The sequence below is a fragment of the Cryobacterium sp. 10I5 genome, from assembly GCF_035019865.1.
Classification (GTDB): domain Bacteria; phylum Actinomycetota; class Actinomycetes; order Actinomycetales; family Microbacteriaceae; genus Cryobacterium; species Cryobacterium breve_A.
The window spans coordinates 33,731-48,497 of record NZ_JASJVI010000005.1 but is presented as its reverse complement, the minus strand read 5'-3'; the positions used below and the strand labels follow the sequence as shown (position 1 = coordinate 48,497).

Genomic DNA, 14,767 nt, shown 5'->3' with positions numbered 1-14,767 from the left:
TCCGGCCTATGACCCGAGGACCGCAAATGACGGCTCGACATAGGTCATGCCGCCCGCGGCTTTCGGATTGTTCGCGACCACGAACGAGCAGGACTGGGGGAAGTCGGCGAAGTGCCGGCCCGCCGAGTCCATGAGCGAAACGTTCACGAAGTACTTGCCGGTTCCGAATCGCGTGTCGTGGAGGGTGAACTGCATCGAATGAGTGCCCGCCATCTTGTCGAGCCGGATACCGATGCGTTTGGTCGTGGTGCCGTATGCCACCTGGCCGAGTGTGTTGTCGATCTGGACAGCGCAGATCCAGTCGTCGGGCGCGTCCAGGAAGAATTCCAGATCGGTTGTGATGATGAGGTCGTCGCCCTGGCGGAGAGGCAGCCCGGGTGCGCGGTTCACGGCGTGCGCCCTCGCCGCAAGGATCTTGGCTTCCTTGGTCGGGGCGGGGGCCGAGCTCGTCGTGTCCTCGGCGATCCGCCGGCCTTCGAGGATGTCCCGGAACTGGGCAACGGCTTCCCGGGGCTCTCCGTCGAAGACGACCTCTCCCTTGTTCAGAAGAATCGCACGGTCGCAGAGCTCAGTGACCTGTCCGAGGGAGTGGGTCACGAGGATGATCGTGCGGCCTTCCTCCTGGAAGGACCGGATCTTGTCGAGGCACTTCCGCTGGAATGCTTCGTCACCGACGGCGAGGACCTCATCGACGAGGAGCAGATCGGGGTTCGTGTGTACGGCGACGGCGAAGGCCAGTCGCACATACATGCCGGAGGAGTAGAACTTCACCTGTGTGTCGATGAATTCGCCGATGCCGGAGAACGACAGGATGTCCTCGAACTGGTCTTCGGTTTCCTGCCTGCTCAGGCCCATGATCGAGGCGTTGAGGAACACATTCTCGCGGCCGGTCAGGTCGGGATGGAAGCCGGCACCAAGCTCGAGCAACGCAGCGATCCGTCCCCGACGCGAGACCTGTCCGGATGTGGGGTCGAGGATGCCGCCGATGACCTTGAGCAGGGTGCTTTTGCCCGAACCGTTGTGCCCGATGAGCGCCACGGTGTGCCCGGCCTGGATCGTCGTGCTGACATTCTGCAGCGCCCAGAAGATCTCACGGTGCCGGCGTCCGCTTCGCCCGAAGGTGACGAGGCGCTCTTTCAGTGAGTTGTCTTTGCGGAGCACGAAGCGTTTGGAGACGTTGTCGATGACGACAATGTCCGGGGTCGACGGGACGGAAAGGGTCTCTTCGTCTTCAACAAGAGTCATGGGGTTCTCCGAATTGATTGTCATAGTGCCTGTGCGAAGTTTCCCTGGATCCGGGTGAAGATGCGGTGGAAGATGAGGAGCAGCACCACGCCGATGAAGAAGGCCACGCCGAGTCGCATCATGAGATCGGACGGGTATTCGGCAACACCCTGACCGCCGAGCCAGAGCGACCTCTGGAAGCCGAGGACACCGAGAGTGATCGGGTTGTTCGTGTAGATCTGCAGTGCGAGCCCGCCACCGAGAATCCCCTTGACCATGGACCAGGAGTACACGACCGGTGAGGCCCAGAGAGCAAGGAGCAGGATCACTTCGACGAGGTACTGAACGTCACGAAGGTAGACGTTGACGGCAGACAGCAAGAGCCCGAACGCCGTTGAATAGACCAGCAGCACGAGGAACGACGGAATGAAGTAGATGAAATCGGGGGTGGCCGGAAAGCTGCCCAGTGCGGCGGTGGCCACCAGGATGATCACGAACTGGATCAGGAAATTGAAGAGAGCAGACCCGACGCTTGCGAGCGGAAACACTTCCCTGGGCAGATAGATCTTCTTGATCAGGCCGCTGTTGCCCACGATGGAGGCGGTTCCTCCGCCGATGACCTCGCTGAACAGGCCGTATGCGGTCAGCCCGGTGAACACGTAAATCGCGAACTCGGGAATTCCCCGCTCAGCGGACAGGAATTTACCGATCACGACGTAATAAATGAAGAGCTGGGTCAGCGGTCGAATTAATGTCCAGACGAAACCGAGTGCACTGTCCTTGTAGCGGGACTTGAGGTCGCGCCGGACGAGCAGTGCGAGCATCTCCCGATGGGCGAATATCTCCCGGATCGATTCCCAGGTGCCACGTCCCTTGTTCGCACCGGAGCCAACCATCACCAGCTCTTGTTGTGCGAGATCCGCGAATCGCTGTTCAGAAGACATTGACATTCACTTCATTTCCGGGAGGAACGGGGGGACTGGGTAAGTATACGCGTTGCCTCCTGAGGCGGACTTGTGACGTCACGAGCCCCGAAGTCGGCGGCTGTTACCGGCGTGGCCTGTGTTTTGCGATCGCCTCAGCGACCTGATCGACGGCCCGAACGACCTTCCGATTGTGCAGCGCGTCGTAGAGTTCCTGAACGTGCGCCGAGGCCGCGGCCGACTCAGCCAATTGCCGGGTCAGGGAGGCGATCTCCTCTGTCAGGACCGAAATGCGGTCCGAAAGTTCGATGGTGAGCTCTGTCTTATCGGACAGCCCCGAATTCAGGTTCCTGATCTGGAATTCCAGGTCGCTGATGACTTTGCCGAATGCCCGCTCGTGTGTGCTCTGCTCAGCATCGACGGCGGCGTCCGCGACGGGGGAGACGATCGCATCCGCAATGCGGCGCTCGAGTGCGAAGGAGCCCGTTGCGAGTCCGGCGGTCAATTCTTCGGGCGTCGGGTGCCGGAACAGGTAAGACGCGTACAGGGTGCCGTCTTGAAGCCGGTGGAAGTCGCGCATGCCGTGGTGATTCGGGCTGGGCTTCAATCCGCTCGAATTCAGGTATGCCCGACCGGAATTGTCGACCTTGCGGCTGAACTGATCCCACGAACGCCAGGGGAAGTGCAGGACTTCGATTTCGAGTTCGGGTGGCGGAGCGCCCTGACTCCCGATGCTCACGAGATGGTTTCCCTGAACGACGGAGACGTTCGGGTCGCCCACGTGAACGGCGTTCGGGGTCGAGTGTGCGTGCAGGCCAACCGCGTTCATCTCCTCGACGGTGCGCAGGTCCTGATAGACGAGTCGCTGCAGGCCTGTTCCGACGAGGGCGGGTGGCCCCGTCATATCGATCACATTGACGAGGAAGGAGCGGATGCCCGGGTCGATCTCACTGAAGACATCGTGGAGGGTTCGGCCGGGCAGGCGCGGCAGCCAGAATTCGTCTGCGTCCGCATTGAGCACCCAGTCGGCTCCGTACTTCGATGCCGCATCGCGAGCCATCTGGGTGACGACAACTCCCTGCTGCTTGCGGTGCACGGGGTCGTGCAGCAAGACGACCCTGCCCTCGGCTGCGTAGCCCTCGAGGATCTCCGCAGTTCCGTCCACGGAACCATTGTCGGTGGCGATGATCAGGTCGACACCCTGACTCAGATGATGGTCGATCATGGGAGCGATGATGTCCGCTTCGTCACGAACCATGAGTGTCATAACGATCTTCATAGACTTGGAGCTTTCTTAGAATCTGCAGCGGGAGGGGCTTCGCCACACCAATTGTCACAGAGTTGTGAAGGATCCCGCATTTCGATCAGCGGAAGAGCACGTCCCGCACGGCCAGGAGGTAGGTACGGCCGAAACGCTGCGACGGCTCGAGCACGGTGCCCTCCGCCCATTCGTTCCAGGCATTGACAAAGACGATCCTGTGGTCGCGCTCGCGTTCTGAAACCGCTGAGACGGCCGAGTTGAACCAGCGACGGAACGTGTACGGGTTGGAACCGTACCAAAGGTCAGGCTGCCATTGGCGCCTGGCCGTGTTGTCGAAGTTGACCATCACGCCGGGGTACCTGTGGTCGTCCAGGGGCTTCCGAAGTTGCAGTTCTGAATCGCTCGCCATCGCTGCATAGCTCAGGATGTTGCCCTCGAATCGCGGTTCCACTCCCAGGTGCTCGCGAGGCTGTGCCGTCCATTGCCGATTGTGGGGAGCGAATTCAAGAAAGGCGTCGAGACCGTTGTCGGCAAGATTGTCGTCAATGCCGTCCATGCTGCGTCCGACATCGACCGTGACGATTGTGAGCCCGTCGAGCCCGGCCTCCAGTGCCACCTTTCGCCAGTATGCGAGGACGTTGGCGTGGTCCGGAATCTGGGTGACCCGGTACACGGAGATCAGGGGCTTGTTGTCCACCCGGATGTACCGGGGGTCGGTAATGAGAGGCAAGACGTCATGGATGAACTGAGTTGCCGGGACTGCGTCGTAGTCCTGTGCGATCAGGACGTTGTCGGCACTGCCGTCCCATCGTCGCGTCCAGTTCTCGTTGGCCCACATGATGCAGAAGGGTGCATTGTCCGTGGTGGCCAGGAGATTTTCGACCGGGGTGTCCATGAGTTTCTTACCGGCGAACCAGTAGTAGTAGTACATGAACCCTTCGATGCCGGCCAGACGCGCGAGGTCGTACTGCTTTGACCGGACGATGTCATTGGAGAGGTCGTAGAAGCCCAGGTCAGCTGGTAGGAACGGCTGGTTGTGGCCGAAGAAGACGGGCGTTGCCGCCGCGACGTTCGACCATTCCGTGAAGCCAGCGCCCCACCAGGACTCGTTCTCGGGAAAGGCGTGATACTGCGGGAGGTAGAACGGGACGACGCGAGCCCTCGGCGTTCGTTCCACATCGGCTTCGAAATGCTTCCAGGCCCGCTGGTCTTCCACCGCCAGGTCGCCGAGCGTGCGGAGTGAATACCCGGCCTCTTCGGTCACTATGCCGATGATCCGCTCGACCGCGTGGGCCGTCGTGCCGTCGATCTGGCCCAATTCCTCATCAAAATCATCCGCGTCCAGGTTCAGCGCGCGCAGCCCCTGGAGGACGAAGCCCCGAACCCAGTAGATCGACCCTGCGGCGAACCGTAGGCGCCTGTCCGCCAGCTCGAGCTGCAGCCGAAGAAGTATCTGAGCGACAATTTCCTGGTCGCCTCCCCAGAACTCCGCGCCCAACACGTTCCCGTCCGTCGTCAGGATTCCGAGGCTGGGATCTTCGGCGAATTCAGACAGAATTCTTTCGACATTGGATCTCGAACCGAGGAGACCCTCGATGAAACCGTCGCGCCAGCCGGCGCCATCGCCGCCAAGCTCGGCGTGGCCCTGTCGCCATTCGCTCTTCTTGGTGTGGATCTTGAGAACGAGTTCGTAGGCTTCGAGGAGATCTGCGTTGACCACCGAGATCAGGGGAAGGATGTCGCGGCCCTTATTGTCGACATCCAGAAGTGTGAGATGTGACAGCAGCGGCAGGTGGCTTGTGTCGAGATCGAGTTCCTGCCCGCTCGCGTTCGTCACGATGAGATCGAATGGCACAGGGATGTGCTGCAGCTCCGCGAGGATCTGGTCGACGAGATCGGTGTAGTACACGTGCATGACGACGGCAATTCGGCTGTGCGCGGCGGGCGTGTGGGCCAGCCCCACCCAGGGTTGCGGAATGCTGGGCCTCAAGCGACCGGATCGCCTGTTGACCCAGGTCCGGAAGTCCGCTGGATGTGATCTGTGCGGTCTGGGCTCGACGGGCTCAGCGACGATTCTGGATAGCCGGCCGAACGTTCTGCTGGCGATTCGTCTGAATTCGGACACAATGGGTGATTTCATAGATTAGGTTCCTCAGGCGCTTGGCGCCTACAGCCAGTCTCTGGGGTCGACCCCGAAGTGGTTTTGGACGACGGCCGGGACAGTGTTGCCATCCGGTACGACCGCCGGATTGGTCAGGAGCTCCCGTTTGACGAAGGGGAAGCCGCACTGGATCAGGTTCTTCCATCCGTGCATCGTAGGATTTTGCCCGGCCATGACGGTGCGTTCTGATTCGAAACATGCCGACGTCGTCAGCCCTTCAGCGAACAGCAACTGGCTCAGGCCCAGTTCATAGCGCTGGATGATCATTCGCTTGTCGGTTTCTATCTCGAGTTCCGACCAGAACTGGCGCAGGGCCGGATCGCTCAGGATCCCGGATCGGTAGCCCACGAAGAAGCTCTGAATGTGTGCGAAGAATTGGGTCGTGTTGGTCGCACCCCACACATCGGACGTGCTGGCCTCGAAGCTCTCGATGAGGGGGGTCAGGCTCGCGAACGGTCCGACGAGGCTGTCGTTCGCCAGGATGACGAACGGCTTGGTGCGGATGGCGGGGAACAGTGCGAGTCCGACGGCCCAGGAACCGAAGTCATAGCCGATGTTGGACCTGCCGACGATCGTCGGATTGGTGGACGGTGCGTCCGGCCACCGCAGCGGTCGGTCGTCCTCTGAGGCCCGGACGATGATGACCGTGTAGCCGTTGCGTTCGAATTCGGCCGTGAGGGTCGGCAGCGACCTAGAGACGGAATCGTCCGGGCCGTAGCTGGCGATGATGGCGACCCGCTCGGTCTCCGGAAGCTTCGCAGAACCGCGTTCGATGCGAACAGAGGGCATGGTCGCGTCGAGGACCCGCGTCGAAGCGGACCCCCGTCGACTACCGACGGGCATTGCTGGCGCGCCGGGTGAACAGGCGTAACGGGCGGGTGATCTGCCAGGACCTCGAACGGCGAAGGATCTCCACCTGCTGCCGGTATCGCTCGCCCTGGGCTCTGGCCGCGGTGATTTGTCGCTTCAGGTCGGCGATCTCTGGCGCGACCGTGGCGAGTTCGGCGCGGAGCGCGCGAATTTCCAGGCGCGCCTCGCGAATCTCGGCAGCGCTCGACAAGTCCGTGCCCTCTGCGGGCTGCGGGCTGGGGTCTGAGGTCATGAGAACCGATCTGTCGCACGTGCTGACTGGCTAAGTTTACTTCTCGATGATAGTCCCGGGGCCGATCGACCCTCCTGCCCCCAGCCTTGGGGATGTATTTGTCGGATTTCGTGCGAGACCCTGTTATCAACGTAGGCTCATACCGGAGAGCCTCCTCTCCAGTCGAACTCAGCGCCCGAAAGTGTCCTTCGACGTCTCGAGTATCGACGACCGAAATGAGCTGCCATGAAGCTGACCATCGGCATGACGGCAGCGATCGCATTCGTTGTGGCACTGCTCGTACCGCTGTCGGTGTCCCTCGGCACGGATGCCGCGTCTGCGGCGACCGGGAGCGACTTCGACCCCGGGTACATCATCAGCGATGCGAATTTCTATGCCGGGTCCGCAATGTCCCAGGCCGAGATCCAGAGTTTTCTCAACAGCAAGGGATCGGACTGCGCGTCCGGTTACACCTGCCTCAAGGACTACCGGCAATCGACATGGTCGCGGTCGGGCGACCAGATGTGTGGCTCCTATCAGGGTGCTGCGAACGAGAGCTCGGCGGCGATCATCGCGAAGGTCGCTGCGGCATGCACGATCAGCCCCAAGGTGCTGCTGGTCACACTGCAGAAAGAACAGTCACTGGTCTCTGCTTCCGCACCCACCCAGTCGCGGTACGACCGGGCCATGGGATACGCGTGTCCGGACACGGCGCCGTGTGACGCCCAGTACTTCGGATTTTACAATCAGGTGTACAACTCGGCATGGCAATTCAAGCGGTACGGCAATCCGCCCGGAACGTCGCAGCGATTCACCTGGTACCCCGTCGGCGCCGTCTCGAACGTCCTGTTCCACCCCGATGCCGCCTGTGGTTCAACTCCCGTGCGGATCCGGAACGCAGCGACGGCTGCACTGTATTACTACACTCCGTATCAGCCGAACGCTGCCGCGGTGGCCAATCTGTATGGCACGGGCGATGGCTGTTCCTCTTACGGGAATCGCAACTTCTGGAGGATGTACACGGACTGGTTCGGCTCCACGACGACCAACCCGTACGGCAGTTTGGACAGCGTCGGCGGTGTGTACAAGGGAATCACCCTGTCGGGGTGGTCGATCGATCCCAACAACACGCAGTCGTCCTATATCTGGGTGAACGTCGACGGCAAGGGCGCACCGGCACGGGCCGATCAGTCCCTGGGCTGGTTTGGCCTCGTCTTCCCCGGTTATGGACCGAGCCACGGCTTCTCAGAGACGATCCCAGCGACCGCCGGTGACCACGAAGTGTGCGTGACGGGAACGCTGAGCCTGATCGCGTGCAGATGGGTCAATGTCCCCGCGGGGGCCGGATCGGTCGATAGTGCGGCGGGCACGTGGGGTGGCGTCGACATCGCCGGGTGGTCTGTCGACTTCGGCACGACCCAACCGTCGTACATCTGGGTCAACGTCGACGGCGTCGGCAGCCCAGTCCTGGCCGGCGATTCGACGCCATGGACCAATTCCTATTTCGCGGGCTCCGGAGTCAGCCACGGCTTCAACACCCTCGTCCGGGCGAATCCGGGATCGAGGAACGTCTGCGTGTACGGGGTTTACGGAACGACGAGCACATTGCTCTCCTGTAAATCCGTCGTCGTCCCGCGGGGCACGGGCGCGCTCGACAGCGTCGCCGCGGAGACCGGCGGTATCGTCGCGTCAGGATGGTCCGCTGACTACACGCGTCCGGACTCGTCGTTCGTCTGGGTGGATGTCGACGGAATAGGCGCGGCGTACCGCACGAACACGTCGGTCGGGTGGTTGCCGGGGTATCTGCCCGGCATCGGTCAGGGGAACGGCTACAACATTCACGTACCGGCACGGCAAGGAACGCATCGTGTGTGCGTCAGCGGAGCTGTCGCGCTCCTCGGTTGCAGGAATGTCACCGTGGCTGTGTCCGCGGCCGGAAGCGTCGACTCGATTGAGTCCGTTCCCGGAGGCGTTCGGCTCCGGGGCTGGTCCGTGGATCTCACGACGCCGAAATCCTCGTCCTACATCTGGGTGAATTTCGACGGTGCTGGCGGTGCCTACAAGGCCGACACACCCCTCAGCTGGTTCGACGGATACTACCCGGGCAGCGGACCGAACCACGGCTTCGATGTGACGATCGAGAAGCCGGCAGGCACATATTCCGTCTGCGTGAACGGAACCGAGAAATTGCTCGCCTGCAAGACACTGACGGTCACTGCCCCGTAGCCGCCGCCGCGCGGCACGGGCGGGGGGAACCGGCCGTCGCGCAGTGACGGCTGCGGAGCTCGCTTCGGCCGCTTGGTAGAATTCGACCTGCCCGCACCAACAGGAAGGCTTGCATGCCAAATCAGCAGCAGGGAGTCGTCTCCGTCATTCTCGTGAACTTTCGGGGGACGGACGACACCATCGAAGCCATCCGTCAGCTCGGGGAACTCGATTGGCCGGCCGAACGCCTCGAGATCATCGTGGTCGAGAACGCGTCGGGGGACGACAGCCTTGCCCGTCTTAGGTCCGCCGTTCCCCAGGTCACACTCGTGGAATCGAAGAAGAATCTCGGGTTCGCGGGAGGCTGCAACCTCGGTGTCAGGCAGTCTTCCGGGGAGTTTGTGGCCTTCCTGAACAACGATGCCAAGCCCGATCCCGGGTGGATCCGCGCTGCTGTCGCGCGCTTCGACGAGAGCCAGACCATCGGGGCGGTCGCCAGCCGGGTACTCGACTGGGACGGCAAGCTGGTCGACTACATCGGATCGGCAATGACGTGGTTCGGGCAGGGGTACAAGCCCCTCACCGCACAGTCGATCCCGGCGGAAGCCGACCGGGTGCACGACGTGCTCTTCGGGACCGGTTCGGCCATGTTCGTACGCCGCAGCGTCTACGACGCGCTCGGCGGATTCGACGAGCGGTTCTTCATGTTCTTCGAGGACGTCGACTTCGGTTGGCGGCTCAACCTGCGCGGCTGGCGGTACGTCTATGAGCCTGCATCGCTCGCGTACCACAAGCACCACGCTTCGATGTCTTCCTTCGGATCGTTCAAAGAGACGTATCTGCTCGAGCGCAACGCTCTGTTCACGCAGTACAAGAACCTGGGTTCCGAAGCGTTGGCGCGGATGCTGCCCGCGACTCTTGCCCTGGCGGTACGCCGCGCAGTGTCACGAGGCGATCTGGACTCGACGTCGTTCGACCTGCGCAAGGGCGGCGACAACGATCCGCTGATCGAGATCTCACGGGAAAGCGTCGCCGGTGTCTTCGCCATCGACCAGTTTGTGGAAAACCTGCCGTCGTTGACGGCCTCTCGCGAAGAGATCCAGTCGAGCCGGGTCGTGGCGGACAACCGGATCTGGGAGCTTTTCGGGGAAGTCGATGCGCCCTCCTACCAATCCGAGCACTACCTCGAGGGCTACGACAAGATCGCGACGGCATTCGGGGTCACCGAGTCGCCTGAGGTCACGAGAGTGCTGGTCATCACCGGTGACCCGATCGGTGCCAAGATGGCGGGCCCGGCCATCCGTGCGTGGAACATCGCCGAGGCATTGTCGAAGAAGAGCGTGGTCACTCTCGTCAGCCTCGCCGGGGTGGAGGCCGTCTCGGCTCCGTTCGACGTGGTGCACGTGCGACCGGGCGACGACCGGGCCATGCGCAACCTCGAAGCGGCCAGCGATGTCATCGTGTTCCAGGGACTGGCGATGGCGCTTTTCGACTCGCTGAGGACATCGAAGAAGATCATCGTCGCGGACGTGTACGACCCCATGCACCTCGAACAGCTCGAGCAGGGTCGGGAACTGGGCAAGGCACAGTGGGACCGGCAGGTCACCGATGCGACCGAGGTGCTCAACGAGCAGTTGAGCCGAGGAGATTTCTTCCTGTGTGCGTCCGAGCGCCAGCGCCAGTTCTATCTGGGCCAGCTTGCCGCCCTCGGCCGGGTCAACCCGGCCAACTACGCGAACGACCCTGACCTGACGCATCTCATCTGCGTCGTGCCCTTCGGGCTGAACGAGGTCTTTCCCGCCGAAACGCGGCCAGTCCTCAAGGGAGTGCTCCCGGGCATCGGCCGAGAGGACAAGGTTCTGTTGTGGAGCGGCGGACTGTACAACTGGTTCGATCCCAAGACCCTGATCCGTGCGGTCTCGAAAGTGGGAGAGCGACACGACAACGTCCGGCTCTTCTTCCAGGGGACGAAGCACCCGCATCCCGGTGTCCCGGAGATGGGAATCGTTGCGGAATCGCGTGCTCTGGCGAGCGAACTCGGTGCGCTTGATCGCTCCGTCTTCTTCAATCCCTCCTGGGTCGACTATTCCGACAGGCACAACTTCCTCGGTGAGGCCGACGCGGGCGTAAGCACCCACTTTGTGCATGTCGAGACGACCTTCTCGTTTCGAACTCGCATCCTCGACTATCTCTGGGCCGGACTTCCGATGGTCGTCACCGAGGGAGACCACTTCGCGGAACTCATCGCGCGGGAACAACTGGGCGTCGTCGTGCCGCCGGAGGACGCGACCGCGCTGGCCGCCGCGATCGAGAAGGTGCTCTTCGATGAGGACTTCATTCGGGCCGCACGCGTGAATATCGACCGAGTGCGTTCTTCCTACGAGTGGGGCACCGTGCTTGCACCCCTCGTCGCGTTCGTCGAGCACCCCGTGCACGCACCGGACCTCATCGAGAGCGGTGTCGTCGGGGCCGGGGACGGCTCGCGCAAGCGCGCGCCGAAGCTTCGTCGCAAGAAGCACGGCATCCGTCACGATGTGGGTCTCTTCGTCCACTATCTCAACGCCGGTGGCCCCCGCGTGGTGATCAAGAAGATCAGGAGTCGCATCCGGCACAGCAGGTGACCACTAGTGGGGACCATGGATTCCGCGTGAGAACGATACGATCCAGTCATGGGGAACGGCAGCGCAGGCATGAAGACGATCATCCGAACGGCGACGTTCCTGATAGGCGGCCTCCTGTTGGCGGGGTGCGCCGGCGGGACGCCTGCCGCCGTTCCTTCTGCGGCGTCTTCCCATCCCTCGGCTTCTTCGACAGGGACACCCCGACCTGACCTGGCCGCGTCGCCTCAGGTCACGACCGCGCCGCACACCTCCGCGCCGGAGGCCGTCACGGCCGGGGAAGCGATAACGTCGCCGCCGGCCCTGGAAACCCCGCCTGTGGGCGAATCGGAGCCTGCAAACGACCCGAACGCCACCCACGTGTACACCTATCAGATCGCGAGCGACGGACTGGCGTTGACCGACGTCGCGTGGTTCAGAGACGGCGACTCTCCCGGCTGGAGGAGCGGCGACGCACTCGGCCAACTCATGCCTCACGACGGCAGCCCGTGGACAGTCACGGCCACCGTTCGCGGCCCGATTCCCTACGGTTCCCTCGTCGCCTACGTCATGCTGGACGGAACCCAGACCCACTCGAGCTGCACGGTCCTTGTGGACGGCATTGTGCGTGTCACCGCTTTGAGCTCCGACCCCGGAGCACTGGCGGGACTGTCCTGCACCCTGCCACCCGCACCCTGACCTTCCGACCATCGGCCTCGGGCACCGGTCCGTTCAGGCGGGCGTCCGGTGCCACGGCCGCCAGAGTCCGCTTGAGCTGCGCTCGCGTCGACTAGATTGAGTTCAATGAGCACTTCCGTCACTCGCATCCTCAGGTCTTCGGTCTTACCCTTCATCGTTCTGATCCTTGTTTCCTTCGGATTCGTCACCGTGCACGCAACGGCTCATGGCCCGATCTCTCCTTTTGACGAGTACGTCTACCTGGACTACCTGGCGAAGGTCCCGACAGAGGGCCTGGTGCGGTCGGGCGAGGAGACCGGGGACGTGGCGCGGAACGCCATCAGCTGTCGAGGCGTCCTGAACTACGGTGCGTATGGGGAGGGCTGCAATACCGGGACTCACCAGGACGACAAGAAATATCCGTACAACGGCGGGACGGGCGCCGATATCTACACCCCGCTCTATTTCGCGGCCACCTGGGTGGCAGCTCAGCCCCTGACCTGGTTCGGGGTCGATCTGCTCGACGCGGGGCGCCTCGTCGGCGGCCTCTGGCTTGCTCTCGGACTCAGCCTGACGTACGCGCTTCTCCGCCTCCTGAGGGTGGACAAGGCGATAGCCCTCGGTCTCTCACTCAGCCTGATCGCCACGCCTGTGGTCCTGTGGGCGACAACATATTTGAGTACCGATGCTCCGACTCTGGCCGTCGCGGCGGCCGTCGGGTGCGTAGCGGTTCTGGTTGCGCGGCGGCGCATTCACGTTGCGTGGCTGCCCGCGATCAGCGCGGTCGCGGTTCTTTTCAAGGTTCAGAATCTTGCGGCAGTGGGGGCCGCGGTCGTCGGCGTCGTGGCCTGGACGTTCATGGAGGCGCATCGTTCCGAACGCGGGGGTTCACGACACCCGGTCGTGGTGCGGTCCCTGGTGGACCGCCGGACAATCGCCGCCGTCGTCGCCCTCATCGCGGGCGTCGGCGCCCAGGCCGCCTGGCTGGTCTTCCGAGTCCTGGCTACCCCGGCGAACGCGAAATCTGCGGTCGTCGACTCCGTACGTCAGCCGCTCTCACTCACCTCCCTGGTCACGGAAGCCTTCAGATTCCTGAGGTCCATCGGATCCACGGATGCTGTCGCAAACGTCCTCGGGGTGCTCACGGGGAATCTGCTCACGATCCTCGTGATCGCTGCGCTGATCGGTATCCTGATCGACTGGAGATCGCGCCCTGTGGCTCACACCAGCGTCGCACTGGCGGTCTTGCTCGCCGCGCTGGCAATGGGGCCGGCGTTGTCGCTCGCTGTGCGCGCGAGTGTCGGGTTCTACTTCCCGCTTCCGGCTCGGTACGGTCTCGTCCTGGTCCCCGGATTTCTCGCGGCCCTTGGACTGTACTTCTACCGGTTCTCCAGGTTCGGGCGGTCCGTCGTTCTGGGACTGGGCAGCCTCGCCGCTCTGGCTGCCCTGCTGATGTGACGTCAGTTCGAAGACAGGCGCCAGGGTGTCCTGGTCAGGTCAAACCCGCGGTTCCTGTTCGGCATTCACACCAGTGCCCGTGGCCCGCGACTCCAGATCGCGGATTCTGAGGTCCTGCAGCGCCGACATCTCGGTCAGGGTGCGAGTCTTCGTCTCGAGGTCTGTGAGCTCGACGCTGTGCTGGATGCAGACCAGGAACAGCACGGTGATGCACACGAAGAAGACGAGGTTGGACGGAACCCCGAAGCCCAGCGAGTTCGCCGCCCAGTACAGGACGCTGGGAAAAACGCTCACGATCAGTGCCAACAGGCCGGCGATGACCCACCAGACGGCGTGCCGTTCGCGCAGGCGGCGCCGACGGAGCATCTCGACGACGACGACGAGGGTCGCCACCGCGACGAGAATCCCGAAGAAATAGGTGGAGATGCTCATGCGGGGCGGGCTTTCGGTTCGAGGGAATATGACGGGCGGATCAGGGCGAAACACAGGGCGACGAAGGCGCGCCCGAGGTAGGCGGCACTGCGGATCGGGTTGTGCGACGGCTGGCCGCCGGCCCGTTCTCGCATCGACACGGGCACTTGAACGATGGTGCAGCCGGCACGAGCCGCGATGACGAGGGCCTCGATCGTGTCGCCGAGGTATTCTGCGGGATAGTGCGAGGCGAAGAGCCGGACGGCGCGAGGCCCCGTGGCCTTGAAGCCGGACGTCGTGTCCGTCAGCGTCGTCCGTGCGGTGCGGCTCAGGATGGCGGCAAGGAATCGCATCGCCCAGCGGCGGGGACCGCTTGCCGAGTAGTCGCCGGTACCGGCGAACCGGGCGCCGATCACCAGGTCGGCCGAGTCGAGCTGTTCGAGAAGGGAGAGTACGTTCGCCGGGTCGTGCTGGCCATCGGAGTCAATCTGAACGACGTTCTCCCAGCCGTGATCGATTGCGTACTTGAAGCCGAGTCGCATCGCGCCGCCTACTCCGAGGTTCACCGGGAGCTCTGCCACGGTCGCGCCCGCCGCCCGGGCGACGGCGGTCGTTTCGTCGCTGGACCCGTCGTTCACAACGAGGATGTGAACGCCGGGAAGTGTCGCGTAGACCTCCCTGACCACATCTCCGACGGCTTCTTCCTCATTGAACGCGGGCATGACGATGAGCGTGCGCCCCAGAATCGAAGGCATATTTTCTGCGCGG

General features: G+C 63.0%; 12 protein-coding genes. 4 read left to right on the top strand and 8 right to left on the bottom strand.

Translation table 11 applies throughout. The annotated features are described in order from the left end of the window. Positions 1 to 6: 6 nt before the first annotated feature. The 6 genes from QN350_RS03185 to QN350_RS03160 all read right to left on the bottom strand — a co-directional run bounded on the left by QN350_RS03185 (position 7) and on the right by QN350_RS03160 (position 6,671). A complete protein-coding gene (locus QN350_RS03185) occupies positions 7 to 1,245 on the bottom strand; it encodes an ABC transporter ATP-binding protein (protein WP_322139031.1) in 1,239 nt (412 codons plus the stop codon). 20 nt (positions 1,246 to 1,265) lie between these two features. Beyond that, positions 1,266 to 2,168 carry an ABC transporter permease gene (locus QN350_RS03180; RefSeq protein WP_322139032.1) on the bottom strand — a complete coding sequence of 301 codons (903 nt, stop codon included), beginning with the start codon at positions 2,166 to 2,168 and terminating at the stop codon, positions 1,266 to 1,268. Between the two features lie 103 nt (positions 2,169 to 2,271). After that, the gene (locus QN350_RS03175) at positions 2,272 to 3,414 is read right to left on the bottom strand and encodes a glycosyltransferase family 2 protein (protein ID WP_323515753.1); all 1,143 of its coding nucleotides are present in this window, start codon (positions 3,412 to 3,414) and stop codon (positions 2,272 to 2,274) included. A 97-nt stretch (positions 3,415 to 3,511) separates the two neighbouring features. Next, a complete protein-coding gene (locus QN350_RS03170) occupies positions 3,512 to 5,371 on the bottom strand; it encodes a glycoside hydrolase family 99-like domain-containing protein (protein ID WP_322139034.1) in 1,860 nt (619 codons plus the stop codon). A 204-nt stretch (positions 5,372 to 5,575) separates the two neighbouring features. Then, positions 5,576 to 6,358, bottom strand: coding sequence for a rhamnan synthesis F family protein (locus QN350_RS03165; protein WP_322139035.1), 783 nt, complete (start codon positions 6,356 to 6,358; stop codon positions 5,576 to 5,578). A 40-nt stretch (positions 6,359 to 6,398) separates the two neighbouring features. Then, positions 6,399 to 6,671 carry a hypothetical protein gene (locus QN350_RS03160; RefSeq protein WP_322139036.1) on the bottom strand — a complete coding sequence of 91 codons (273 nt, stop codon included), beginning with the start codon at positions 6,669 to 6,671 and terminating at the stop codon, positions 6,399 to 6,401. A 225-nt stretch (positions 6,672 to 6,896) separates the two neighbouring features. On the opposite strand from QN350_RS03160, the gene QN350_RS03155 reads away from it, so the two are divergent. The 4 genes from QN350_RS03155 to QN350_RS03140 all read left to right on the top strand — a co-directional run bounded on the left by QN350_RS03155 (position 6,897) and on the right by QN350_RS03140 (position 13,588). After that, positions 6,897 to 8,876, top strand: a complete 1,980-nt coding sequence (locus QN350_RS03155; RefSeq protein WP_322139037.1) for a hypothetical protein — start codon at positions 6,897 to 6,899, stop codon at positions 8,874 to 8,876. Positions 8,877 to 8,989: 113 nt separating this feature from the next. Continuing rightward, the gene (locus QN350_RS03150; protein WP_322139038.1) at positions 8,990 to 11,476 is read left to right on the top strand and encodes a glycosyltransferase; all 2,487 of its coding nucleotides are present in this window, start codon (positions 8,990 to 8,992) and stop codon (positions 11,474 to 11,476) included. Positions 11,477 to 11,524: 48 nt separating this feature from the next. Further along, positions 11,525 to 12,151 carry a hypothetical protein gene (locus QN350_RS03145; RefSeq protein WP_322139039.1) on the top strand — a complete coding sequence of 209 codons (627 nt, stop codon included), beginning with the start codon at positions 11,525 to 11,527 and terminating at the stop codon, positions 12,149 to 12,151. Positions 12,152 to 12,256: 105 nt separating this feature from the next. Next, positions 12,257 to 13,588, top strand: coding sequence for a hypothetical protein (locus tag QN350_RS03140; RefSeq protein ID WP_323502655.1), 1,332 nt, complete (start codon positions 12,257 to 12,259; stop codon positions 13,586 to 13,588). Between the two features lie 39 nt (positions 13,589 to 13,627). On the opposite strand, the gene QN350_RS03135 is transcribed toward QN350_RS03140, so the two are convergent. Beyond that, positions 13,628 to 14,020, bottom strand: a complete 393-nt coding sequence (locus tag QN350_RS03135) for a DUF2304 domain-containing protein (RefSeq protein WP_281534067.1) — start codon at positions 14,018 to 14,020, stop codon at positions 13,628 to 13,630. Further along, positions 14,017 to 14,754: a glycosyltransferase family 2 protein gene (locus tag QN350_RS03130; protein ID WP_322139041.1), complete on the bottom strand. Its 738-nt coding sequence runs from the start codon at positions 14,752 to 14,754 to the stop codon at positions 14,017 to 14,019. Before QN350_RS03130 ends, QN350_RS03135 begins: the two co-directional genes overlap by 4 nt. Positions 14,755 to 14,767 lie beyond the last annotated feature (13 nt).